General features: G+C 61.8%; 24 protein-coding genes and 3 pseudogenes. 18 read left to right on the top strand and 9 right to left on the bottom strand.

Features of this window, described 5'->3' with window-relative positions; translation table 11 throughout:
* Window positions 1–218: 218 nt before the first annotated feature.
* A complete protein-coding gene (locus KBX14_RS02935; RefSeq protein ID WP_256041808.1) occupies window positions 219–1,451 on the top strand; it encodes a DUF4185 domain-containing protein in 1,233 nt (410 codons plus the stop codon).
* On the opposite strand, the gene KBX14_RS02930 is transcribed toward KBX14_RS02935, so the two are convergent.
* Window positions 1,448–2,401, bottom strand: a complete 954-nt coding sequence (locus KBX14_RS02930; RefSeq protein WP_256021197.1) for a Dyp-type peroxidase — start codon at window positions 2,399–2,401, stop codon at window positions 1,448–1,450. The genes KBX14_RS02935 and KBX14_RS02930 overlap by 4 nt on opposite strands.
* Window positions 2,402–2,463: 62 nt before the next feature.
* Between KBX14_RS02930 and KBX14_RS02925 the strand changes: the two genes are divergently transcribed.
* The gene (locus KBX14_RS02925; protein WP_256041807.1) at window positions 2,464–3,906 is read left to right on the top strand and encodes a DHA2 family efflux MFS transporter permease subunit; all 1,443 of its coding nucleotides are present in this window, start codon (window positions 2,464–2,466) and stop codon (window positions 3,904–3,906) included.
* Here the strand turns inward: KBX14_RS02925 and KBX14_RS02920 are convergent.
* Window positions 3,903–4,322, bottom strand: coding sequence for a GNAT family N-acetyltransferase (locus KBX14_RS02920; RefSeq protein WP_070479400.1), 420 nt, complete (start codon window positions 4,320–4,322; stop codon window positions 3,903–3,905). The two genes, KBX14_RS02925 and KBX14_RS02920, sit on opposite strands and share 4 nt — an antisense overlap.
* 37 nt (window positions 4,323–4,359) lie before the next feature.
* Here KBX14_RS02920 and KBX14_RS02915 point away from each other — a divergent pair, with 37 nt between their 5' ends.
* Window positions 4,360–5,157 carry a spermidine synthase gene (locus tag KBX14_RS02915; RefSeq protein WP_070479398.1) on the top strand — a complete coding sequence of 266 codons (798 nt, stop codon included), beginning with the start codon at window positions 4,360–4,362 and terminating at the stop codon, window positions 5,155–5,157.
* A 123-nt stretch (window positions 5,158–5,280) separates the two neighbouring features.
* A complete protein-coding gene (locus KBX14_RS02910; RefSeq protein ID WP_256041806.1) occupies window positions 5,281–6,312 on the top strand; it encodes an FUSC family protein in 1,032 nt (343 codons plus the stop codon).
* A 3-nt stretch (window positions 6,313–6,315) separates the two neighbouring features.
* Here KBX14_RS02910 and KBX14_RS02905 read toward each other — a convergent pair.
* Together KBX14_RS02905 and KBX14_RS02900 are read right to left on the bottom strand one after the other, a co-directional pair.
* Window positions 6,316–6,813, bottom strand: a pseudogene (locus KBX14_RS02905) (2'-5' RNA ligase family protein).
* A gap of 6 nt (window positions 6,814–6,819) precedes the next feature.
* On the bottom strand, window positions 6,820–7,161 hold the full coding sequence (locus tag KBX14_RS02900; RefSeq protein WP_143110584.1) for a hypothetical protein: 342 nt from the start codon (window positions 7,159–7,161) through the stop codon (window positions 6,820–6,822).
* A gap of 146 nt (window positions 7,162–7,307) precedes the next feature.
* Here KBX14_RS02900 and KBX14_RS02895 point away from each other — a divergent pair, with 146 nt between their 5' ends.
* From KBX14_RS02895 to KBX14_RS02880, 4 genes are all read left to right on the top strand, one after another.
* Complete coding sequence (locus KBX14_RS02895; RefSeq protein ID WP_256041805.1) at window positions 7,308–8,798, top strand: HNH endonuclease signature motif containing protein; 1,491 nt, start codon at window positions 7,308–7,310, stop codon at window positions 8,796–8,798.
* A 10-nt stretch (window positions 8,799–8,808) separates the two neighbouring features.
* Window positions 8,809–9,357: a DUF488 family protein gene (locus KBX14_RS02890; RefSeq protein ID WP_256041804.1), complete on the top strand. Its 549-nt coding sequence runs from the start codon at window positions 8,809–8,811 to the stop codon at window positions 9,355–9,357.
* A 187-nt stretch (window positions 9,358–9,544) separates the two neighbouring features.
* Entirely contained in the window at window positions 9,545–9,904 is a 360-nt protein-coding gene (locus KBX14_RS02885; RefSeq protein ID WP_046646453.1) for a helix-turn-helix transcriptional regulator, read from the top strand.
* Window positions 9,901–11,793 (top strand): cation-translocating P-type ATPase, encoded by a 1,893-nt coding sequence (locus KBX14_RS02880; protein WP_256041803.1) that lies wholly within the window; start codon window positions 9,901–9,903, stop codon window positions 11,791–11,793. The genes KBX14_RS02885 and KBX14_RS02880 overlap by 4 nt, the downstream gene beginning before the upstream one ends.
* Before the next feature lie 78 nt (window positions 11,794–11,871).
* Here KBX14_RS02880 and KBX14_RS02875 read toward each other — a convergent pair whose 3' ends face one another.
* Complete coding sequence (locus KBX14_RS02875; RefSeq protein WP_256041802.1) at window positions 11,872–12,852, bottom strand: NAD(P)-binding domain-containing protein; 981 nt, start codon at window positions 12,850–12,852, stop codon at window positions 11,872–11,874.
* Between the two features lie 409 nt (window positions 12,853–13,261).
* Here KBX14_RS02875 and KBX14_RS02870 point away from each other — a divergent pair, with 409 nt between their 5' ends.
* Window positions 13,262–13,522: a putative glycolipid-binding domain-containing protein gene (locus KBX14_RS02870; protein ID WP_370687052.1), complete on the top strand. Its 261-nt coding sequence runs from the start codon at window positions 13,262–13,264 to the stop codon at window positions 13,520–13,522.
* Window positions 13,523–13,592: 70 nt separating this feature from the next.
* Window positions 13,593–14,036, top strand: coding sequence for an alternative ribosome rescue aminoacyl-tRNA hydrolase ArfB (gene arfB, locus KBX14_RS02865; RefSeq protein ID WP_070829487.1), 444 nt, complete (start codon window positions 13,593–13,595; stop codon window positions 14,034–14,036).
* 54 nt (window positions 14,037–14,090) lie between these two features.
* On the opposite strand, the gene KBX14_RS02860 is transcribed toward arfB, so the two are convergent.
* The gene (locus KBX14_RS02860; protein WP_070976454.1) at window positions 14,091–14,351 is read right to left on the bottom strand and encodes a HigA family addiction module antitoxin; all 261 of its coding nucleotides are present in this window, start codon (window positions 14,349–14,351) and stop codon (window positions 14,091–14,093) included.
* A gap of 34 nt (window positions 14,352–14,385) precedes the next feature.
* Complete coding sequence (locus KBX14_RS02855; protein ID WP_256041800.1) at window positions 14,386–14,667, bottom strand: type II toxin-antitoxin system RelE/ParE family toxin; 282 nt, start codon at window positions 14,665–14,667, stop codon at window positions 14,386–14,388.
* A 121-nt stretch (window positions 14,668–14,788) separates the two neighbouring features.
* Between KBX14_RS02855 and KBX14_RS11180 the strand changes: the two are divergent.
* Window positions 14,789–15,034, top strand: a pseudogene (locus tag KBX14_RS11180) (alkane 1-monooxygenase); the annotation flags it as partial.
* A 46-nt stretch (window positions 15,035–15,080) separates the two neighbouring features.
* Here KBX14_RS11180 and KBX14_RS02845 read toward each other — a convergent pair.
* On the bottom strand, window positions 15,081–15,470 hold the full coding sequence (locus KBX14_RS02845; RefSeq protein ID WP_005290994.1) for a heavy metal-responsive transcriptional regulator: 390 nt from the start codon (window positions 15,468–15,470) through the stop codon (window positions 15,081–15,083).
* Window positions 15,471–15,568: 98 nt separating this feature from the next.
* On the opposite strand from KBX14_RS02845, the gene merA reads away from it, so the two are divergent.
* The 4 genes and pseudogenes from merA (at window position 15,569) to KBX14_RS02825 (ending at window position 18,405) form a co-directional block, all read left to right on the top strand.
* Entirely contained in the window at window positions 15,569–16,990 is a 1,422-nt protein-coding gene (gene merA, locus KBX14_RS02840) for a mercury(II) reductase (RefSeq protein ID WP_070452615.1), read from the top strand.
* On the top strand, window positions 16,987–17,337 hold the full coding sequence (locus KBX14_RS02835) for a hypothetical protein (protein WP_005293255.1): 351 nt from the start codon (window positions 16,987–16,989) through the stop codon (window positions 17,335–17,337). The genes merA and KBX14_RS02835 overlap by 4 nt, the downstream gene beginning before the upstream one ends.
* Window positions 17,338–17,529: 192 nt before the next feature.
* Window positions 17,530–17,919: pseudogene (locus tag KBX14_RS02830) on the top strand (peptide chain release factor I).
* Window positions 17,920–18,087: 168 nt separating this feature from the next.
* Window positions 18,088–18,405 carry a hypothetical protein gene (locus KBX14_RS02825; RefSeq protein WP_070484391.1) on the top strand — a complete coding sequence of 106 codons (318 nt, stop codon included), beginning with the start codon at window positions 18,088–18,090 and terminating at the stop codon, window positions 18,403–18,405.
* On the opposite strand, the gene KBX14_RS02820 is transcribed toward KBX14_RS02825, so the two are convergent.
* Window positions 18,402–20,048, bottom strand: coding sequence for a cytochrome c biogenesis protein CcdA (locus tag KBX14_RS02820; protein WP_070484384.1), 1,647 nt, complete (start codon window positions 20,046–20,048; stop codon window positions 18,402–18,404). The two genes, KBX14_RS02825 and KBX14_RS02820, sit on opposite strands and share 4 nt — an antisense overlap.
* A 158-nt stretch (window positions 20,049–20,206) precedes the next feature.
* Between KBX14_RS02820 and KBX14_RS02815 the strand changes: the two genes are divergently transcribed.
* From KBX14_RS02815 to KBX14_RS02805, 3 genes are read left to right on the top strand one after another with little or no spacing between them, the layout of a single operon-like run.
* Complete coding sequence (locus KBX14_RS02815; protein WP_070484380.1) at window positions 20,207–20,389, top strand: hypothetical protein; 183 nt, start codon at window positions 20,207–20,209, stop codon at window positions 20,387–20,389.
* Between the two features lie 30 nt (window positions 20,390–20,419).
* A complete protein-coding gene (locus KBX14_RS02810) occupies window positions 20,420–20,968 on the top strand; it encodes a sigma-70 family RNA polymerase sigma factor (RefSeq protein WP_070484377.1) in 549 nt (182 codons plus the stop codon).
* Window positions 20,968–21,558, top strand: coding sequence for an anti-sigma factor (locus KBX14_RS02805; RefSeq protein ID WP_256041798.1), 591 nt, complete (start codon window positions 20,968–20,970; stop codon window positions 21,556–21,558). The genes KBX14_RS02810 and KBX14_RS02805 overlap by 1 nt, the downstream gene beginning before the upstream one ends.
* Window positions 21,559–21,600 lie beyond the last annotated feature (42 nt).

Here is a 21,600-nt window from a genome sequence, read left to right as displayed (position 1 = left end):
GACGTCGAATATTTTGCCTCACGACGTTTCATCCCAGGAGCCCCATGCCTTTGCCGCCTTTGACCCGAATTATCGCCTGTGCCACTACTCTTGCTCTTGCTGCGACGGGGATTTCGGTTCCCTGCGCGCAGGCGCAAACCAACTCGATTTTGCCCGCGTGGCCTACTGTTCGTCCTAATGGACCCGAAGACCTTCCATCGAAGCCAAAGCAAAAACCGATGAAGATGCCAGATGGCACCGTCGTCCAAATCATGGGTGATGTGCTCGGCCCGTGGGCCGCGCACGTCGGTATCGGGGCTGGCGATCTAGGTACGATGACCCCGCTCAACGGTGATGAGTTCGCGATGATCTTCGGTGATTCGTTCCGCGGTAAGAAGTTCGGCGAGGGTGATTGGATCAGCCCTGTTGGCGTAGTTGCGCGAATGAACAACGGGCAGATTGAAATCCTTCGCCCGCTCAAGGGGCACCGTGACGCATACGGCCTGATCAACTACTACCGGAAAGAAGGCGACAACCTGACCCTCATCCCGTCCGATGTGATCAACATCAACGGAACGCTGTACATGCAGGGCATGTGGAACCGTGGCATCGGCAATGTGCTCGAGACACAGACATGGAAGTCCACAGACGAGGGGAAAACCTGGAAGAGCATCGGGCGCACCCCTAACTACTACCTCAATGGCCTTGGCCAGCTCATCTCTTGGGAAAAAGGGCCAGACGGCTACATCTACGCAGTGATGTCCGGCTTCCAGCGCGAGCACCCGGTGTACCTGGCTCGGTTCACCGAGGACCAGATCGGCGACCAGCCAAGTTGGGAACTGTTTAATCCGAACACCGGCGAGTGGGGCAACGAAGCTGGCGCGATCCTGCACGGTAACAAGATCAAGGCCGGCGAGATGAACCTGCGATACATCGACAACCACTGGGTGTTCGTGATGTTCAACGAGGCCACGCTCGCCGTCGAGGTCCGCATTTCGGATACGCTGCCACAAAGCTGGAACGACGTGCCTGTCGCGACAATCGCCAAGAATGGCTACTGGGACTTTCAGCAGACGCCGATGAATTTCTCCCAACCTTACGGTGGGTACATCGTACCGGGTTCCACGATCGCGAACCTCGACGTCGTCATTTCGCAGTGGAACACGAACACCAACGAACGCTACATGTCGACGCAGTTCAACGTCAAGGGCCTGGACACGTTCTTCGGTATTGACCCTGAAGCGATGCGCCCGCACGACCAAAACGATGTCGACGTCAACGTCACACCAAACCCACCGCAGACCGATGACATGGACGCCGAAGATAACCTGATGTCCTCGGAGGGCAGTTCCAAGACGAAGGCGGCGCTCATCACGGTTGGTGTGCTCGCCGGGCTGGGCTTAATCGCTGCGGTGACGTGGCCCACCATCCGCCAGTACCTGCCACCGCAGCTGCAGCAACTCGTGGGCTAGCGCAGCTCGTCCCTCACGTAATCCTCGACGTTTTCCATGAATGCCTTCGGCGGGGCAAAGAAGTTGCACCCGGTGAGTGCCGTGGAAAAGTCGAGGATTCTGTCATAGTTGCCAACTGGCTCTCCGATGAACATGCGGCGCAGCATCCGCTCGGTGATGGCGACGTCCTTCGCGTAGCTCATAAAGAATGTGCCCTGCTGGCCGGCTGCGTCACCGAAGGTGAGGTTGTTGCGGACGATCTCCAACGATTCGCCGTCTTCATCTTCGATCGAGTTCACAGCAACGTGACTGTTGGCCGGTTTCGCGTCGTCGTCGAACTCGATGTCTTCGTGCTTCGTTCGGCCGATGACACGCTCCTGCTCCTCGACGGGTAAATCGTCCCAGGCTTTCAGATCGTGGACGTACTTTTGCAGCACGATGTGGCTGCCACCCGCCCACTTTCCTTCGCGGATAATCGCCGTTGCGATGCCGTCTTGGCCACGCGGGGACTCGGTGCCGTCGACAAACCCGAGTGGGTCGCGGAAGTCCTGGTACTGGAAGGCGTGCGTCTCATCGAAGTCTTCGATGGCGTCGCCGAGCTGTTTCGTGATGCGGCGCGCAAGTTCGAAGGCGACGTCGTATTCGTCGGCACGAATGTGGAAGAACAGGTCGCCCGGTGTCGACGGCGCGTGGTGCTTCTCTCCTTGCAGTTCAACGAACTCGTGGAGGCCTTCGGGCTTTTCCACGGTGAAGAGGCGATCCCACATCTTGGCACCGATGCCGAGCACTGCGCTCAAGTGAGCCTCGGGCCAGCGGAAGCCGACGCCGTTGACGAGCCCCGCGAGGCCACCGATGATGTCCACCACCTCCCCCTCATGACCCGGCGCGATGGTCAACGTCAAAAAGATTGCGTCTTTTGACTGCGGCAGGATGACGTTCTGGGAGACTTCTGTCGAATGTATGTCGCTCATAGGTGCCATCATATGCCCCTATGCTCTTTCGCCACTGGCGACCACCCGGTAGAGTCAGTGCGATGGAGACTTCCCGCAGCACAGGGCCCTGGGCAGCGTTGTGGTCGATGATGGTCGGGTTTTTCGTGATTCTGGTGGACTCGACGATCGTTGCCGTCGCTATTCCTGCGATTTCCACCGCGTTTAACGCCACCTACAGCCAGATTATCTGGGTGAACAGTTCGTACTTGCTGGCGTACGCGGTGCCGCTGCTGATTACGGGGCGGCTCGGTGACAGGGTGGGACCACGAACTGTCTACCTGTGTGGCTTGAGCCTGTTCACGGTCGCCTCGCTGGCGTGCGGCTTGGCAACCTCGATCGAGGCACTGATTCTTGCCCGGGCTGTGCAGGGCTTTGGCGGTGCCCTAGTGACACCGCAGACGATGTCGGTGATGCTGCGCACGTTCGCACCGCAGCAGCGGGGTGGCGCCATGGGCGTCTGGGGCGCAACGGCAGGGGTAGCGACAATCGTTGGGCCGCTGCTCGGCGGTCTCCTCGTGGACGCCTGGGGCTGGGCGTGGATCTTCATCATCAACGTCCCGGTGGGCATTGTTGGCATCGCATTGGCGTGGGCCTTCGTGCCGAAGCTCGAGCAGAATGCACGGACGTTTGACTGGGTTGGCGTCGCTCTGTCGGCTTCGGGCATGTTCTGCCTGGTGTTCGGCATCCAGGAAGGACAGACATTTTCGTGGAGCTTCGCCATCGTTGCACTCATTTGCGCCGGCGCCGTGTTGCTGTCGCTCTTCGTATGGTGGCAAGCGAAAACCACCCGGGATCCATTGGTGCCGTTGGAGCTGTTTTCTGACCGAAACTTTTCCCTCGCCTGCGTAGCAATTTCTACGGTTGGGTTTGCAATCTCCACCTACGTCATTCCGTGGATGATCTACGTGCAAAACGTGCAACACTACTCGCCAACCCAAGCAGCGTTGCTCCTGCTTCCCGCGGGATTGATTTCTGGATGCTTCTCGCCTTGGGTCGGCAAGCTCACCAACACGCATCAGCCCAAGCCGTTCGCGATCGCAGGGCTCTCGCTCGTCGCGGTCGCGATTGGTGCCGCGGCCTTCATTACCGACCCGAGTGTCTCCCCAATGTGGTTACTCGTGGTCTCCGTGATCAACGGGTTTGGCAACTCCATGGTGTGGGGGCCATTGTCCATGATCGCGACACGAAACCTCGATCCCCGCCTGGCCGGGGCGGGTTCCAGCGTGTATAACACCGTGCGACAGCTCGGCGCGGTCATTGGCTCGGCGGGGATCGCGGCAATGATGTCGCAGCAGCTCACGCGCCAGCTCGGGCCAGCAGCTGCCGACTTTTCCGGCGGCGGGAGCGCCCAAGCGCTCCCCGACGTGCTTCACCAACCATTCGCGCAGGCGATGTCCACGTCTATGCTTCTGCCGTTGAGCGTCGTCATCGTTGGCGTACTTGTTTCCACCAGGTTTGTGCGCACCCAGTCTTGGAACGATTAATCTTCCAGGGAAATCATGTACACAGGCGGCTCAATCTTGAAGTAGCCGAGGTGCTCCCAGAAGGCACGTCCTGCGTCGTTGCCTTCTGCCACCATCAGGTGCACTGCTGGGGCTTTACGTTCGCGCAGCCATTCCACGCAGCCGTCGGAAAGCAAGCGCCCCACGCCGCCTCCCCGGGCGCTAGGTCGCACTCCTGTCATGTGAATCCACCCGCGGTGGCCGTCGAAACCTACGATGGTCGCGCCGTCAACGACGCCCTCTGGAGACTCAGCGACAAGCACTGTGCTACCGGGGCTTTCCATCGCGAGATCGAAATCGGTTGGCGGGTCATTCCATTCCTGGGTAATACCAGATTCATCCCAAACATCGACGACCGCCTGGCGGTCGTCAGGGCGGGCTTCACGCAATGTGTACATAACAGGTAAGAATAAACGCTGAAAGGTAGAGCATGAAATGCGACGCAAACCCCGCACCCAAAAGAAATCCATCACGGGAGCATTCCCCGTAGACACCGGTACGGCAACCATCATCGCCGACGACCTTCGCGACGGCGGCTACACCCTCGAGCTCAACCGCGTACCAAGCTCCTACGTTGTGCTTGGCGCGCCGGAGGTGCTGACGTTCGACTACATGCAGTGGATCACGGGATTCATCAGCCCCGGCGACACCGTGCCCTCGGATTTCCGCGCGGTCCACCTCGGCGGGGCTGCGTGCACGCTGCCTGCATATTTCGCACACCGCTACCCCCAAAGCCACCAGACGGCGGTGGAAATCGATCGGAAACTCGCGCAGCTCGTACGCTGGGCATTTCATGAGAACCTCGAACCTGTCACAATCCGCTGCGCCGAAGCACGCGCGTTCACGCATGCCTGCCAGCGACGCAGCCTTGACCTCATCGTTCGCGACGTCTTCAGTGGTCCCTCCACCCCTCGCCCGCTGACCACCGTCGAGTTCTTCCGCGCTTGCGCTGCCGCCCTTCGTCCGGGTGGCATCTACATTGCGAACATCGGCGACAGGCAGCAACTTCCAAACACTCGCGCGGAGATAGCCGGGCTCCTCGAAGTGTTCTCTTACGCGGTGGCCGTCGCGCCGCCAGCAATGCTCGACGGCCACGAGTACGGCAATGTCATCGTCGCAGCGAGCAACACCCCCTTAGTTTTCGACGCCACCACCGCCCCTTCCCTTGCCGTCAAGGATGGCACGACGCTGCTCGACGGCGCTTCCACTCGCCGCCTTGCCCGGCGCGACTAACGTTTGCAACCGCAACGGACAGAATGAGCGTTTTTGGGGCTCGCAGTAGAGGACTAAGGTAACAATTTTGTCACGTCTGGGAGAAAGGGCTGATCTTTGAACCATTTTCGCGCAATGTTTACGATGGCACCCGCACGACGGGACCACATCCCCGCATTTCGTACAGCCGCCGGAGTAGCCATCCCACTACTGTTTTTGCTGTGTATCGGCCGTTTCGACCTCGCCATCTACGCCAACTTCGGCGCGTTCACAGGCGTCTACGGGCGCCATGAAACCCGATCAGAGAGGGCACGCCATCAGCTCCTTGCAGGTACCGCCATCGTGATCGCGATCGCCATCGGCGCGACAATGTCCTGGACACACACCAATCAGTGGCTCATCATGCTCATCTCTGCCATCGCATCCTCGGTGTGGGCGACCATCGCGCTGTGGTCAGGTACACGCCCAACCGGGTCCGTCTTCGTACTCTTCGCAATCGCCGCGGTGGGGTCCCTTGCCCACCCCGCACACCCGCTGATCGCGACAGCGGTAGCTGCGGCGACTGCGGGACTGTGTTTTGCACTCGGGAAGGTATCGCACCTCATTGGCGAAGGCCCCAACGTGCGTGAACCGCGAGGGGAGGAAGTGGGCGTCGATAAGCAGGCGCTGAAGCGAGAGGCAGCGCGATTCTTCCTCGCTCCCCTGCTCGCTGGAACGATCGGCATCATCTCCGTCGCTCTCATTGACCCGCTGTCGCACTTCTACTGGGCGATGGTCGCTGCGGTAGTGCCGCTGGTCAACAACCGCTACCGCGTGCAGTACTTTCGTGCCTTGCAACGTATGCTCGGCACCCTTTCCGGCATTCTCGTCGCCGGGTTCCTCCTCTCGCACCACATGCAGGAATGGCAGTTCGTGATATGGATCATCATCCTGCAGTTCTTGACCGAAACCTATGTCACCCGCAACTACACGCTGGCAGCGAGCTTCATCACCCCGACCGCCCTGCTGATGATCCAAGCCGTCGAACCTGCCCCCGTCGCGCCAATGCTCCTTGCGCGCAGTGCGGAAACCATCCTCGGTGCTGCCTCAGCGCTCGTAATTATCGCCATCGGATATACCAGAACCAACCCGCACTTGGTACGCCAACGCCTCAAGGCTGCCACCCCTAAAGCCTAAGGCCTAAACCTCAAACCGATACTCGGAGCCATACCGCGGCTGGTACAGCGCCGCATACTCCACATCCACAGCCCTGAAGTGTGGCGATGTCACTTCAGCAAGTGCCTGGATATAGTCCCCTACGATCGCCTTCGGCAGGCGCAGCCCCATCGTTAGGTGCGGAATCCACCGAGCACCACGGCCATCGGGATTGAGCTCGTTGAGCTCCCGCGCTGCTCGCTCAAGCTCGTCCGGGCCCTGCAGCAGCCACGCCACCGTCTGCTTCGACTTCGTCCCGAACACCACCGTGCCTACCCTGTCCAGACGCGCAGGCAATAACTGGGGCAGGAGTTCCCCTGCTCGGGCGATCACCTTTCGAGCCATCTGAGGAGCGAACGTCACTGACACGTGCGGGCGCTGCTACTGAACGGGAAATCCGCGCTGCGCCAGCTCCTCATAAATCTTGCGAATCTCCTGCTCCTGCGTCTTCGGCAAGCGCAGCAAAATGTTCTCCGGGGACATACGACCTCACTCGTTGATGTCTTTCAGGTCCACGATAACGTCGGGGTTGCCGAACGCCTTGCGGACACGCTCGAGGGCATCGGGAAGGCTCAGCCCGTCGGCGGCAGCGCTTAAGATCACGTCTTGTAGGTCGCCTCCTCGGCCCCAATCTTTGTAGTCATCAAACCCATATCCAGTGCCGGTGAGCACTTTGTCATCGTTGAACTTCAGCGCCATGACACCGTTTCCAACCCGCCACATCCACCCCGTCCCTGGGCAAGGCTCACTGGTTTTCGCTTTGCAACATGGCGTCGGAATCATCTCGAGACCCATGTACCGGTAGCGATCATCACTGTCATTGCTTGCCATGTTCGTCGAGCGCCTCCACCCTCAAGTGATTGTCTGCCACGTCTCAACGTACCAAACCGCCAGAAAGTTCGTTCATTTGTTCGAATCGTGCCGATCTGTGTCGGCGGGGGTTGATAGGGTGAGAGCAACTCACGAAAGGAGGGGGCATGACCAGCACAATCACCCGATGCGTCAACGATATTTCGGCAGCGCTGCGCACGTTAAGTGAGCTTTTCGCCGACCCCTCCGCCCTCACATTCAGTGATATCCGGCACGAAATGGAACGCCTCGAGGAGCAATTCAAAAAGAAGGCAACTATCGACGCCGCGTTCGCCTTCATCGCCGAGCGCGAAGAAGCTGGCCGAATTGTCGGCGCTAACTACCCCAACGCGTACCTCCAGCAGTGCCTCGACCTGTCAAAGGGCGAAGCCTACAACCGTCTTGAACGCGGCCGACTCCTCTTCGGCCAGCCGCCAGCACCTAGCACTCCCCCGGCCAGCGAGGAAAGCACCGAGGAGCTTTTCGCTCGCACCCATGAAGTGGAGCAGCAGCAGGCAACTGCCAGAAGAACGTCTTCCCAGGTTAGTGCAGAGAAGCAAAACATCATCCGGCGCGAACTCGACAAGTTGCTCAAAGCTGGCGTGGACGAACGCACCCGCATCTACTCCGCAGCCATGACCGAGGGCTTACGTCGCAACCCCGAAGACCTCCGGCAGTTCGTTCGCCGCGCAGTCAGCGACGTCAACCGGAAACACGCCCCACATACCAACCCTAATGCCGGGTATGAAAATCGTGGCATGTCCATTGGTCGTCGCAAATCGGATGGCACTGTAGACATCTACATCAACGCTACGGCTGGAGATGCCGCCCTGATCAAAGCGCACACAGACAAGGGCCTCGCGCCAAACTCCAACCTTCCAGCAGCGATGCACGACGAAGTGGACTCCCGCACCCGGCAGCAACGTCGGTTCGACCAGTTCTTCGCCATTTTCAAACAACACGAGCAATCGCACCAGAAGGCGAACGGCGGCGCTGCCTCGGTGGTCATTGCACTTACTCTCGACGACCTCGCCGACGGCGATGCTTCCATGCTTTACGGCACCAACACCGGCATCGAAGTCGACTGTTTCGATCTTGTACGCCTCGGCATGGACGGAACTACAGACTTCCTCCTCCAAGTGGACGGCGTCACCTCAGTACCACTGTGGATGGGGAGAACCACCCGGCTCGCATCGGTCGAACAGCGAATCGCAATGTTCGCCATCCAAGGAGTATGCTCCTGGCTCGGCTGCACCACCCCTATGTCAGAATGTGAGGCACATCATATCCTCGCCTGGATAAAGGGCGGACACACCGATATCGAAAACCTCACTGGTCTTTGCCGCGAGCACCACAGATGCAACAACGACAACAGAGACGGCTCCTTTAACAAGGGCTACATGGATTTCGACCCGCAAACAGGCAAAGCGGGATACCGAAAGCACCCGTCCGATCCAATGAAATTCAACCAATCGGTGCCTGCGAAACACTCGGCAGTCAGCAGAATCTACGCCGCAAAAGGCAGGTGCAACTGCGTACGGACCGGAGAGCGTGACCCCGCCTTGTATCCGCCAGGCCTCTCACCTCCCGTTACGGCTCCACTATCTCAAAGCGCCTAGGGTCGGAGGCATGAAGATCTTTACCGTCGGCCATTCAAACCTCGAGTTTGACCAATTCGTGGGCATGCTCGAGGCTTCCGGCGTGCGTGCAGTCGTGGACGTGCGCAAGCTTCCCGGCTCCAGGAAGTACCCCTGGTTCAACGACGATCAACTTGCCCAACACTTACCTGGGCACGGCATCGAATACTCCCGAAACGAAGGGCTCACCGGACGGCGCAACGTGTCCAAAACCGTCCCTTTCGAGGTAAACGGTAACTGGCGCAACCGAAGCTTCCACAACTACGCGGACCATGCGCTTGGCGACGAATTCGCACAGTCACTCCAAGCGCTCAGGGAACAAGCCAGGACACGCCCAACAGTAATCATGTGCTCAGAGGCAGTCTGGTGGCGTTGCCACCGACGTATCATCGCCGACCACCTCCTGGCCCACGGCGACAACGTACAGCACATCATGGGAATGACACAGCACGGCCCCACCCTAAGTGCAGCGAAGTTCAACGACGGAGCTGTCGTCGGCGAGGATAAGAAAGTGCGCTACCCGGAGCAAGAGACCAAGTAGCACGTTTCAACTACCCACCGCTGCCCCTGTTCCCATTTCCGCAGTACGCGCCCATTTTTAGCTAGAGGGGCGCTAACCTCTCAAAAAGCCTCTAAAAACGCATTGATTGAACAGGTAGCAAACTCTTCGCTTCAATGTCAGTTCAGCGCGTTTGAAATAGTTCAGTATTGACTGTATAGTTCAGCGCATGCTGACTATTGCTTCGCGCCTCGATGTCATGAACCGGCTCGGCCGGGCCATGGCGGATCCGACGCGCTCCAGAATCCTGATGACCCTACTCGACGGCCCGAGCTACCCGGCTGTGCTTTCGCGCGACCTGGACTTGACCCGCTCGAACGTCTCGAACCACCTGACCTGCTTGCGTGACTGCGGCATCGTCGTCGCCGAGCCGGAGGGCCGCAAGACACGCTACGAAATCGCCGATCCGCACCTCGCGACAGCGCTCAACGCGCTAGTGAACGCGACGTTGGCTGTCGACGAGAATGCCCCGTGCATCGACCCTGAGTGCTCGGTGCCCGGCTGCGACGGAAAAGGAGTGGACGCATGACTTCAGCATGTGGATGCGAACACGAACCAGCCACGGAAATCGAAGATCTCGATCGGCCATGGTGGAAGGACCCCGAGTTGCTACTGCCGATCTTCTCCGGCGTAGCCCTCTGCATAGGTCTGGCGCTGGGCTGGTCCGGGCTAGAGGCACCCGCGACAGTACTGTTCTGGGTCGGCCTACTGTTGGGGGCGTATACGTTCGCGCCCGGCGCTACCCGGAACCTTGTCACGAAGCGCAAGCTCGGCATTGGCTTGCTGATGACAATCAGTGCGGTCGGCGCGGTAATCCTCGGTTACGTCGGAGAGGCCGCGGCGCTAGCGTTCCTGTACTCGATCGCCGAGGCGCTGGAGGACAAGGCGATGGACCGGGCCCAGAGTGGACTGCGAGCACTGTTGAAATTGGTACCACAGACCGCGACGGTGCAGCGCGACGGTACGGCGGTCGAGGTCGCAGCGAAGGACCTCGTAGTTGGCGAGCTGATGCTTGTACGCCCCGGGGAGCGGATCGCCACAGACGGCATCATTCGGTCCGGACGCTCCAGCCTTGACACCTCAGCGATCACCGGAGAATCCATTCCGGAGGAGGTCGCACCCGGCGACGAGGTGCCCGCGGGAGCGATCAACTCCGCTGGTGTGCTGGAGGTCGAGACGACCGCAGCTGGAACTGACAACTCGCTGACCACACTCGTGGACCTGGTCGAGCAGGCACAGGCGGAAAAGGGCGACCGCGCCCGGATCGCCGACCGGATTGCCCGACCCCTAGTACCCGGGGTGATGATCCTGGCGGTGCTAGTGGGCGTGATCGGCTCGCTGCTCGGCGACCCCGAGACGTGGATCACCCGTGCGTTGGTGGTTCTGGTCGCAGCGTCGCCGTGCGCGTTGGCAATCTCCGTGCCGCTGACGGTCGTGGCCGCGATCGGCGCGGCCAGCCAGTTCGGCGTGGTCATCAAGTCCGGCGCGGCGTTCGAGCGGCTCGGCGGCATCCGTCACCTGGCGGTGGACAAGACCGGAACCCTCACCCGCAACCAGCCCGAGGTTACCGGGGTGGTCCCGGCAGACGGATTCGATCGGGCCCAGGTGCTTTCCTTCGCAGCGGCAGTTGAGCAGCAATCGACGCACCCCCTCGCCGCGGCGATCGCGGCAGCGGCGCCCGAAGCACCCGCCGCCTCGGACATCAGCGAGGAAGCCGGTCATGGCATCGGCGGCACCGTCGAAGGTCGACGGGTGCTGGTGGGCAGCCCCCGGTGGATCGACGCCGGGCCACTGAAGGCAGACGTTGAGCGCATGGAGTCCGAAGGTCAGACCTGCGTCCTGGTCACCGTCGATGACACCCTCGCCGGAGCGATCGGGGTCCGCGACGAGCTGCGTCCCGAGGTTCCCGAAGCTGTGCAGACCCTGCACGCTAACGACGTGAAGGTGAGCATGCTCACCGGCGACAACACTCGCACCGCCCGGGCGCTGGCTGAGATCGCCGGGATCGACGATGTGCGCGCCGAGCTACGCCCAGAGGACAAGGCAAGCATCGTCGCCGAACTCTCCTCCAAGACACCGACGGCCATGATCGGCGACGGCATCAACGATGCTCCGGCACTGGCGGGCGCAACGGTGGGTATAGCGATGGGAGCGACCGGCTCTGACGCCGCGATCGAGTCCGCTGACGTCGCCTTCACCGGCCACGACCTCCGGCTGATCCCTCAGGCACTGCAACACGCCCGCCGAGGCAGCAGGATCATCAACCAGAACATCGTGCTGTCTCTGGCTATCATCATCGTGTTGATGCCGCTGGCGATCAGCGGCGTGCTGGGCTTGGCCGCCGTCGTGTTGGTTCACGAGGTCGCCGAAGTCATCGTGATCTTGAACGGCCTGCGGGCTGCACAAACGAAGCGCTGAGTCACACTTTCGTCCAGCGCGCTGGCTCTCCGACGCGGATCTTGGAAGGATCGATCTGCTCAGGGACCAACCGTCATCTCAAAACTTTCGATGTCGAGCTCCATCGACACGGCCCGCGACAACCTGGGCAGTGTGTTTGGCAAAGGGCCCCACACCCATCAGCGTTGCCGACCCGTCGCCGGTCCAGTTGCCATACCCGACTAGATGCAGATTCTTCACCGCGGTTTCGCGGCCGCACATGAGGTGACGGAATGGGCCGAGGGCCGGGCGGAAACCAGTGCACCAGATCAGGTGGTCGTGGTCGAGCTCGCTCAAGCTATCGAAGATGGGGGTAGCGGTGAGCTGACCGGAGTTGCGGAGCTCACGTAAATGAGGCAGTGCGACAATGTCCCCGAGGTTCGGACCGGCATCGCCACCGAGAATTCGGCGGCGGCTGCGGAGAAAGAGATCGCGGCCATCGACATCATCAGGCATCCAGCGCGGCTGCTCAAGCGTGAACCATGTGACGTCCGACGTCCCGATGAGGTCCGCGGCGATCTGTGCACCTGAGTTCGCCCCACCGACCACCGCGACCTTCGCACCGCGGAATGGTTCGGGACCGGGGTAGGTCGACGAGTGCCACTGGCGTCCGCCGAAGGTGCCGGGATAGTAGGGCACGAAGGGCGCGGACCACGTGCCTGTGGCTGCGACAACGTGTTCCGCCGTGAATTGACCGGCGGTCGTACTGAGGTAGAACATCCCTTCCTCATGGGACACGCTGTGGACATGCACTGGGCGCCTGACCGGAAGGTCGTAGCGTTTTTCGTAGCTTTCCAGATAGTCGATGACATGACTTGCAGGCGGGTACCCCGGGTAGTGCGGCATGGGCCAGCCGGGCAGGTTGGAGAACTCCGCGGCGGAGAAAAGCGTCAATGACGGCCACGTATGCAACCACGCTCCGCCGGGTTCCTCTTGGTTGTCTAGAACCAAGAAGTCCACTTCGAAGCGCCGCAGGTAGTACGACGTGGCTAGGCCGGACTGGCCACCACCGACGACGATTGCCGTGTGGTGCTCAGACAATTGATCATCCCTCCAGAATCTCCCGGAAGCGCCACTCAGTGTCGTTTCTCATCGGGCACATGCCCGCCCAGGTGTGTCTCCGCGAGCTCACCAACGGGGGAGCTTGTCAATGGTAATCAACGATCTCCACCTTAATGCCCCGCGTTACACGTTGAACTTGAACTCGACCGAGTTTCAGTCGAAAGCTACCTGCCTTTTCGCACCATCAAGCGTAGTAAAATCCTCACCACGGAGCGCACGTATAAGTGGGAGCTGCGCGCCGCGGAGAACTGCGTGACCGAACGTGTGTCGGTGAACGTTGAAGGCGACGGATGGGGCGAAGCCTCGAGCTGTTTAGGTCCGAGCAAGGCGTGTGGTCGGCGGAAACCAATGAAGAGGGCGCCCAGCCTGAAGATCTGCCCTCCCCGGTATCGTCCAGTCCGCCGACCTGAAAGCCGTACTCGATTGCGATCTCGGTCTGTGCCCTCTCACCAACACAATGCCTATTCGTCGCTTGACGCTGCTTGAGACTCAGGTTCCGAAAACGCAGCTGATCATGGCTTGGATTGATATACCGTCCCTCCAGGTGATCGCATCAGACCAGTACTACAGCTCCGTCGATGCTGAAACTGTCCGATACGAAAGCGGAACACGGGGAGTCGACGTCGAGTTGGAGGTCGACGGTGACTGAGTGGTCGTACATTACCCCGATCTCGCACGTCGTATCTGATCCGGAAACAACTCTAACTACGCTGGGCGGTATGAACGATCTGACCATCGCGCCTGGCCCGGGGATCCCCGGTGGCCTCGTCGTCGCCGCGGCGGACCTGTCGGAGCGGTTCGCGAAGGCATCGGGCCCGGGCGGCCAAGGCGTCAACACCACCGACAGTAAGGTGCAGCTGTCCATCGACATCGCGGAATGCGCATCGCTTTCCGACGCCCAGCGTCGCCGCGCCCTCCACAACCTCGAACACCGCCTGGACGGCACGGTACTCACCGTGAGCGCATCGACGCAGCGGTCGCAGGTCCGCAACCGTGCCGAGGCGCGGGAACGCATGGCCATCTTGTTGCGCGAGGCTCTCGCCCCACCGCCTCCCCCGCGGCGGAAAACGAAGCCGACGCGCGGCTCGGTGCGGCGCCGTCTCGAAGCGAAAAAGCGGCGCTCGGAACTCAAGTCCACGCGTCGGCGGCCCCAAATTCCCTAGTTCGAACCATCCGCGTGCATATCCTCACGCTGACGGACCTGGTTCGGGTAACTGCTACGCCGAGACAGCGTGAACCGGCAGAATCCTCTCGATCTCGGCGAGGATTTTGTCTTCTGCCACATCCAGGTCGTACTGGGTCTGTAACCCCAGCCAGAACTGGGGGCTCATTCCGAAGAACTTAGCCAAGCGAAGAGCAGTGTCCGCGGTTACAGCGCGCTTACCGTGAACAATTTCGTTGATCCGGCGGGGCGGAACGCCGATGGAGACTGCGAGCTTGTGCTGGGTGATCCCCATTTCCTTGAGAAAGTCCTCCATGAGGATCTCACCGGGGTGAATCGGAGGGAGCTTGTCAGTGGTAGTCAACGATCTCAACCTCCTCTGGCCCCGCGGCAGACCACCGAAAACAGATCCGCCACTGGTCGTTGATTCGAATGCTGAACTGACCCCGCCGATCACCTTTCAACGCCTCAAGCCGGTTCCACGGGGGAATCCGTAACTCATCAAGAGTCTGCGCGTACCCAAGCTGGCGAAACTTGCGCAGCGCTACTGAGTGAATGCGGGAATCGATCGAGCGAACCCGCTCTCGATTCCACAAACGCTCAGTGTCCTTGTCAGCGAACGACTGGATCATGCTTCACCCTATCCCCCATAACGCGAAGCGTCAATAACGCTACACGTTAAATTTGAACTCGACGGTATGTCGTTGCAAAGTTACCCCCTCTCGTTAACACCATCAAAAGGAGTGTTATCCAATGAAAGCGTTCGGCTTCTTAAGCTTCGGGCATTACGCCTTCGGCAGCTAGTGCGGGCCATCTGCGGAAAAGATCGCCAAGACTCGTCTGGAGATCACCCAGGCTGCGGACGCAATCGGCGTGAACAACGCGTCCTTCCGAGTCCACCACTTCGCACTGCAGGCCTCCGCCCCGATGCCGCTGCTGTGTGCTATCGCGGCCACCACCAAAATCATCGAGGTGGGCACCGGCGGCATCGACATGCGCTAGCGCATACCGGGGTTGTAGCGTTTGAGTCATTGACTCCCGCCGTCTACAAGTATCTACACACTTGATCGGTGCTGCACGTTTCAGGATCCGGGTGCGCGGCGTCCTGGCTAAGGTCCGCGATAGTGTCGCGCAGCACGGAGAGCTGCGCGATCTGCTGCTCGATCTCAGCGAGGCGCACGTCAAGCAGGTCGCGCACGTGCTCGCAGGGCGCATGGCCGCCGTCGCGGATGTCGAGGATCTGGCGGATCTGGGCGAGAGTGAGACCCGCGGCCTGGCCGCGGTGGATGAAGTCGATCCGAGCGACCGTCTCGGGCGCGTAGTCGCGGTATCCGGACGGCGTGCGCTCGGTCGGGGGCAGAAGGCCCTGTTCCTCGTAGAAGCGAAGGGTCTTCGCGGTAGTGCCCGCCCTCTCGGCGAGTTCTCCGATCCACATTGCTGTCTCCCTCCGTGGCCGCGCTTGACCTTCCCCTGCACTGGAAGGTCCAGTATGGCTGAGACAGAGCAGAAAGCCAAGAGTTGACAGGAGTAGCGATGCCTACGAAGTACGATCTCGCCATCATCGGATCGGGAGGCGGCGCGTTCGCCGCTGCGATCCGCGCCAGCACGCTCGGGAAGTCGGTGGTGATGATCGAGCGCGGGACGCTCGGCGGCACCTGCGTGAACACGGGCTGCGTCCCGTCGAAGGCGCTCATTGCCGCGGCCGGCGCGCGGCACGTCGCGGTCGATGCCGCAACCCGGTTCCCCGGGATCGCGACGACGGCGGATCCCGTCGACATGCCCGCGCTGATCGCTGGGAAGCAAGCGTTGGTGGAGTCGCTGCGCGGCGAGAAGTACGCCGACGTCGCCGACTCCTACGGCTGGCAGGTCCTCCGCGGCGACGCCTCGTTCGTGGGCACCCCTGATGCGCCGGTTCTCGATGTTGCCGGATCCGACGGAAGCGTCGAGACCATCGAGGCCCACCACTACCTGGTCGCGACTGGTTCTCGCCCGTGGGCACCGCCGATCGACGGCCTGAAGGAGACCGGATACCTGACCTCGACCACGGCGATGGAGCTGACGGAGGTCCCCGAGTCGCTGCTGGTGCTCGGCGGCGGCTACGTCGCCCTGGAGCAGGCGCAGCTGTTCGCCCGCCTCGGCTCGCAGGTCACGCTGCTCGTGCGGTCCCGGCTCGCCTCGAAGGAGGAGCCGGAGGTGTCGAAGGCGCTCCAGGAGGTGTTCGCCGACGGGGGCATCCGCGTCGTCAGCCGCGCAGTGCCCACCCGGGTCTCCCGCGGCACGGGAGGCGAGGCCGTCGTGACCGCCGCCTTGTCCGGCGGCTCGCAGGAGTTCCGCGCCGACCAGGTCCTGGTCGCCCTCGGACGCCGTCCCGTCACCGATGGCCTGAACCTCGATGCGGTCGGGGTGAATACCGGAGACTCCGGCGAGGTGGTCGTCTCCGACCGGCTGCAGTCCTCGAACCCGCGGGTCTGGGCCGCGGGCGACGTGACCGGGCACCCCGAGTTCGTCTACGTCGCCGCCCACCACGGCACCCTCGTCGCCGAGAACGCGTTCGCCGACGCCGACCGGTCCGTCGACTACGCCCGCCTGCCGCGGGTGACGTTCACCGGGCCCGCGATCGGCGCGGTCGGGATGACCGAGAAGGACGTCCTCGCCGCGGGGATCCACTGCGACTGCCGCGTCCTGCCCCTGCACCACGTGCCCCGCGCCTTGGTCAACCGCGACACCCGCGGGTTCATCAAGATCGTCGTGAACGCCGAGACGAAAGAGATCCTCGGCCTGACCGCCGTCGCCAAGGACGCCGGGGAGCTCGCCGCCGCAGGCGTCCACGTGCTCGGCAGGACCGTCGCCGAGGTCGCCAACGCCTGGGCCCCCTACCTGACCATGGCCGAGGGCATCCGGATCGCCGCGAAGGCCTTCACCACCGACCCGTCGCTGCTGTCGTGCTGCGCATGAACGGCAACGCAGGCAATCGGGGAGATCTCATCCTGAAGCAGACGATGAGCGCCGATCAGGACCGCGACGAATGGCGCGCCGGTCCCGTCGTCGCTGCAGTGACCGGGCTGCTCTTGCTGGCATGCTGCGCGCTTCCGTCGCTGCTCTGCTGCGGCCTGCCGTTCATCGCGGCGGGCGGAGCACTCGCAGGCGTCGGTGGGCTCCTCGGTAATCCCTGGATCATCGGTGCCGGGACCGCCGTCGTGATGGCCGTCATGGCGGGGATGCTCGTCAGGCTACGGCGGCGGCACCGGCGCCGCAGGTCCGGCTGCTGCGAAAATCCTTCGACCGCTGATCGGAACCGATAGTTCGAGCGGATCCAGCGATCACTGCCACCTGCGGAGGCCGCTGAAATCGAAGCCCGACGGGAGAAGGAGGAGCCAAAAGCGTTCGAATCAACCGGTGACGAGGATAATACTGAGGCTGGATCCCGGCCGTCGCGACGCGGTCTCCGCTTCCGCCGAGACGAGAAAGGGTTGTGGGCACCTAGGCTGGGCGGCATGAACGACATGACCATAGCACCCGGCCCGGGGATCCCCGACGGTGCGGTCATCGCCGCCGATCTCGCGGAGCGTTTCGCGAAATCGTCGACTCCGGGCGGCCAGGGCGTCAACACGACGGACGGCAAAGTCCAGCTTTCCATCGATGTCGCGGAATGCGCATCGCTTACCGACGCCCAGCGTCACCGTATCTCGCGCAACCTCGAGCACCGCCTAGACGGCTCCGTCTTTACCGTGACTGCGTCGACTCAGCGGTCTGTGTTTCGCTAGTGGTCCTCTCGCCTGCACCTGCGACACAGCCTCGTGCCCCCGGGCCGTAGCGTTCGGGGGAGCACAATAGCCCCAGTCCTCATCACGTCCCGGGATCAAAGAGTTCATCGCAGAGGTTAAGCACTACACGTTGAACTTGAACTCGACGGCGTGTCGGCGCAAAGAAACCTTCCCGCTAAAGACAGCAAGTAAATCCAGAGAAGTACCGCAGGATGCGGTCATGGCGCTATCGCTCCCGGAACATCTAGCAACTCGGGAAGCAGTAGGGCACGGGAAGATGCGCGTCAAATGTACACCGCCCGCCAGGTCGAGTTGGGCACCAAGGTGCGCAAGCTGCTGGCGGACAAAGGCTACGTCTCCGTCGCCGCCCCCGGCTTCGAGGCCACCTCCATCGTGGTCATGTACGCCACCGCCCCGGAGCAGGCCAACGGATCCGCGTTCAAGCAGGCCGGCGTCCAGATCGCCAGCGGTGTTCCGCTGCAGGTCGGCGAGCCGGAGGGCTTTTCCGCCTTCCGCATCTGTCTGTTCGGCTTGGACAAGTGGGGCGATGTCGACGGCACCGTCGCGCGGTTCGCCGAGACGCTGGACAAGGTTGTCTCTGCCTAGCCGAAGGTCAACGAATACAGTTTCACGCCTGCCGTGGGCCGGATGTGCAGCACTCCCTCGGTGGGCGTGTCGCTTTTCGCAAGGTCGAGGGTTCCATCTGTGACCGGGAACGACTTTGTCGCACCGTCCGGATACTCGACCTCGATCTCGCCTTCACCCGAAACCACGAGCTGGACCCACTTGGCGAAGACGTTGATGTCCAGGTGTCCTCCACTGGTGGTCTGCACTGATTCCTCCTCGAGAATCCACGTCCCGTTCAAAGTGAACATGCCGCGCTCCGGAGCGGCCGGTTCACCGAAGTCGTGCTCGCCGTCGGTGTAACCGGGCTGCTTGGTGTACTCGGCGCGCGCAGTGCCGAGATAAGTTTCCGGGTTGCGGCCCTTCGTACCGCCTGCTGCTTCGCCGCTTTCGACCGGTTCGGGGAGGTCGACGTCGGGGTTGGCGTCGATGAGCAATTCACGCACGAGCTTTTCTGTTTCGGCGTAGCTTCCCTCCCCTTCCACGATCTGCCGGACGTTGCCGTGCTTGTCCACCAGGTAGCGGGCTGGCCAGTAGCGGTTGTTGAAATTCCTCCATGTAGCGAAGTCATTGTCCTGCGCCACCGGGTAGTGGATACCTTCCTTTTCTACGGCGTTGCGGACATTGCCCAGGTCGTGCTCGAAAGCGTACTCAGGGGAATGGACGCCGACGACGGTGAGGCCGGAATCGCGATAAGTGTCGTAAAGCTTGGTGATGTGCTCCCCCGCACGCTGACAGTTGATGCAGGCGTACGCCCAGAAATCAACGAGCATGACACCACCGTCCTGCGGGCTCGGCGGCTGGTCGGTGTTGATCCAGTTCGTCAGCCCCGCGAATTCCGGTGCCGGGCCACAATCCTGCAGCTGCGCGGGGTCGGCACGGCGGCACGACTGCAGTGAACCGCTCCCAGTTGGGCCGACCTTGCTGAGAGCGTCATTGGCCAAGTCCGAATTCTCAAAACGGTTCGACAGCGACGACGTCCAATTCGGCAGGGCACGCTGGATCGCCGCCGGCGCGTCGAGAGCTAACGCCACAGTGAAGACCAGGATGAGCACGCCGATGGCCTTACGGTGGCGCTGCACCGCGTCTACCTTGTCACCGATCTTGTTGCCCGCCAGGGCGAACACGAACAGCGGCAGCGCGGACCCAATCGCGAACGCGACAGTGAGCACCACCGTGTTCCAGCCGATCTGCCCAGTCGAGCCCGCCACCGTCACCGCTGCAAGCACCGGGCCCGCGCACGGAACGTACACCGCGCCAAGGGCCAGACCGATGAGAAAACCTCCCTTGCCGCGCGTTTTCTCCTGCAATGCCGTGGGGCGCGGAAGCGCGTCAAAGGGCTTCTGCAACACCTCCCCCACTGGCGGGAAAATCATTCCCAGCCCCACCCATGCCAGCAACACCACTCCCGCCCAGCGCAATACCGACTGTGGCAAATGCAGCGCACTAAGCAGAATCGTACCCAGCAGCGCGATCGCGGCGAAGCTCACGACCAAACCTGTCACCACGTGCGACGGTTTACGCCCGACGCTGACCCCCAGCACCACCGGCAACACTGGCAAAATGCACGGCGACAATGCCGTGATCACACCCCCGATGAATCCAACAAGAATCACGCTGATCATGAGTTTCCTCTACTTTCCGGTTACCTTTCCTACACCCAGCAATACGGAGTGAGCGCCCGCATCGGATTGGTCCAATCCGCATCAGCCCCCGGCTCCGTAGTACTCAGTGACGGGCCAGAAACACTGCGCCTGCGAACCGAAAAAGTGAAGGAGACACTATGTCTATCAACCGCGCAATCGCCAGTGCCAGCGCCATCGTCATCGCCGCCGTCGGCCTCGTTGCATGCAACGACTCCGGGGAGAAGATGGAGGACAAGATGGACGGCTCCATGACCCCGTCTTCCGCGGCGATGATGGAGGACAAGATGAGCGAAGAGAAAATGACGGAAGAATCCAAGTAGCACATAACCCAGGTATTAGAGTTAGAACCTGTGGATCTTGACCACCTCTTAGAAAGCGTGCGCGCGGGCGATAAAGTCGCCTTCGCCGAGCTTTACGACGTTCTGGCCCCACAGGTTCTAGGTCTCACCACCCACATCTTGCGCGACCGGGCCCAAGCGGAAGAGGTCACCCAAGAAGTCTTCGTGGAGGTATGGCTAAGCGCCCACACCTTCGACCCACACCGCGGCAGCGCCAAGTCACGGGTACTGCGGCTCGCCAAATCGCGAGCCATCGATCGGCTGCGGAGCTGGCGCAGCTCCCAAGCCCGCGACACCGACGATTTCAACAGTCAACTGACCACGTGGGTCGCTGCCGCTGAGGACGAAGCTCAACAGCGACTAGAGTCTGAGGAACTGCAAGAACTCATTGATTCAATCGGAGAGCCCCATCGAAGTGCGCTCATGCTCGCGTATTTCGGGGAACTCACCCACCAAGAAATCGCCGATGCCACTGGCGTCGCTCTCGGAACAGCCAAAACCCGGGTACGCGACGGGTTGCAAAAGCTTCGCAAGGCCGTGTCGTTGAAAGGAGGCCTGTGATGGATAAAGATATCGAGGACCTCTTCAATTCCGCAGCCACGCCGGTCACTCCGCCACCGGAGCTCAAACGCTCAATCATGGAGCGTATCGACGCCACCGACCAGGTCGCTGACTTCGACACCGCGCGGAAGAACCGCTCCGGGCGACGTCTCGCAACCGCCGCAGCAGCCGCCGTTGTGCTCATCGCCGGTGGCGGGTTCGCGGTCACCCAATTCACTGTCGACGAGTCACGCGAATCCGTGACAGCCCAGGGCGTCGACGAAATGCACGCAATTATGGAGGCCGACGACGCGCGTCAAGGTCAGGCCGACGCGATGGGCGCGAGCCTCGACATCGTGATCAGCTCTGACATGGGCAAGGGCGGCGCCATGGTCAACGGCCAGCCAGCTCTCGACGACGGCATGGGGGCACAAGTGTGGGCAGTCATGGATGACGGCGCCATGGAATCGGCTGGAGTCATCGGCCAAGAACCCCACGACGACGTGTGGATGCCGCTGCCCGGTGGAACTGCTTCAGTCCTCGTCACCGAGGAAGTCGCCGCCGGCGCGGCGCAACCCACCGGTGCGGTGCTGGCCAACGTGACGCTCTAGTCCCGGTTCCCTCCCTTGGCGCGCTTCAGCGCCGAGCACCGG

Origin of the sequence: Corynebacterium sp. CCUG 61414, assembly GCF_024453945.1 — a bacterium.
GTDB classification, from domain to species: Bacteria; Actinomycetota; Actinomycetes; order Mycobacteriales; family Mycobacteriaceae; genus Corynebacterium; species Corynebacterium pseudogenitalium.
The sequence above is the reverse complement of the archived record's forward strand: the minus strand, read 5'-3'. Positions and strand labels throughout refer to the sequence as shown.

What these genes read in the sequence shown, in the direction of transcription:
- arfB (WP_070829487.1), top strand. Translation starts at nt 13,593, where the DNA reads ATGAACGATCTGACCATCGCGCCTGGCCCGGGGATCCCCGGTGGCCTC.
- KBX14_RS02845 (WP_005290994.1), bottom strand. Translation starts at nt 15,470, where the DNA reads ATGTGGATCGGAGAACTCGCCGAGAGGGCGGGCACTACCGCGAAGACC.
- KBX14_RS02880 (WP_256041803.1), top strand. Translation starts at nt 9,901, where the DNA reads ATGACTTCAGCATGTGGATGCGAACACGAACCAGCCACGGAAATCGAA.
- KBX14_RS02915 (WP_070479398.1), top strand. Translation starts at nt 4,360, where the DNA reads ATGCGACGCAAACCCCGCACCCAAAAGAAATCCATCACGGGAGCATTC.
- KBX14_RS02910 (WP_256041806.1), top strand. Translation starts at nt 5,281, where the DNA reads ATGGCACCCGCACGACGGGACCACATCCCCGCATTTCGTACAGCCGCC.
- KBX14_RS02825 (WP_070484391.1), top strand. Translation starts at nt 18,088, where the DNA reads ATGTACACCGCCCGCCAGGTCGAGTTGGGCACCAAGGTGCGCAAGCTG.
- KBX14_RS02815 (WP_070484380.1), top strand. Translation starts at nt 20,207, where the DNA reads ATGTCTATCAACCGCGCAATCGCCAGTGCCAGCGCCATCGTCATCGCC.
- KBX14_RS02925 (WP_256041807.1), top strand. Translation starts at nt 2,464, where the DNA reads ATGGAGACTTCCCGCAGCACAGGGCCCTGGGCAGCGTTGTGGTCGATG.
- merA (WP_070452615.1), top strand. Translation starts at nt 15,569, where the DNA reads ATGCCTACGAAGTACGATCTCGCCATCATCGGATCGGGAGGCGGCGCG.
- KBX14_RS02920 (WP_070479400.1), bottom strand. Translation starts at nt 4,322, where the DNA reads ATGTACACATTGCGTGAAGCCCGCCCTGACGACCGCCAGGCGGTCGTC.
- KBX14_RS02820 (WP_070484384.1), bottom strand. Translation starts at nt 20,048, where the DNA reads ATGATCAGCGTGATTCTTGTTGGATTCATCGGGGGTGTGATCACGGCA.
- KBX14_RS02935 (WP_256041808.1), top strand. Translation starts at nt 219, where the DNA reads ATGAAGATGCCAGATGGCACCGTCGTCCAAATCATGGGTGATGTGCTC.
- KBX14_RS02890 (WP_256041804.1), top strand. Translation starts at nt 8,809, where the DNA reads ATGAAGATCTTTACCGTCGGCCATTCAAACCTCGAGTTTGACCAATTC.
- KBX14_RS02895 (WP_256041805.1), top strand. Translation starts at nt 7,308, where the DNA reads ATGACCAGCACAATCACCCGATGCGTCAACGATATTTCGGCAGCGCTG.
- KBX14_RS02835 (WP_005293255.1), top strand. Translation starts at nt 16,987, where the DNA reads ATGAACGGCAACGCAGGCAATCGGGGAGATCTCATCCTGAAGCAGACG.
- KBX14_RS02855 (WP_256041800.1), bottom strand. Translation starts at nt 14,667, where the DNA reads ATGATCCAGTCGTTCGCTGACAAGGACACTGAGCGTTTGTGGAATCGA.
- KBX14_RS02805 (WP_256041798.1), top strand. Translation starts at nt 20,968, where the DNA reads ATGGATAAAGATATCGAGGACCTCTTCAATTCCGCAGCCACGCCGGTC.
- KBX14_RS02900 (WP_143110584.1), bottom strand. Translation starts at nt 7,161, where the DNA reads ATGGCAAGCAATGACAGTGATGATCGCTACCGGTACATGGGTCTCGAG.
- KBX14_RS02930 (WP_256021197.1), bottom strand. Translation starts at nt 2,401, where the DNA reads ATGAGCGACATACATTCGACAGAAGTCTCCCAGAACGTCATCCTGCCG.
- KBX14_RS02860 (WP_070976454.1), bottom strand. Translation starts at nt 14,351, where the DNA reads ATGGAGGACTTTCTCAAGGAAATGGGGATCACCCAGCACAAGCTCGCA.
- KBX14_RS02885 (WP_046646453.1), top strand. Translation starts at nt 9,545, where the DNA reads ATGCTGACTATTGCTTCGCGCCTCGATGTCATGAACCGGCTCGGCCGG.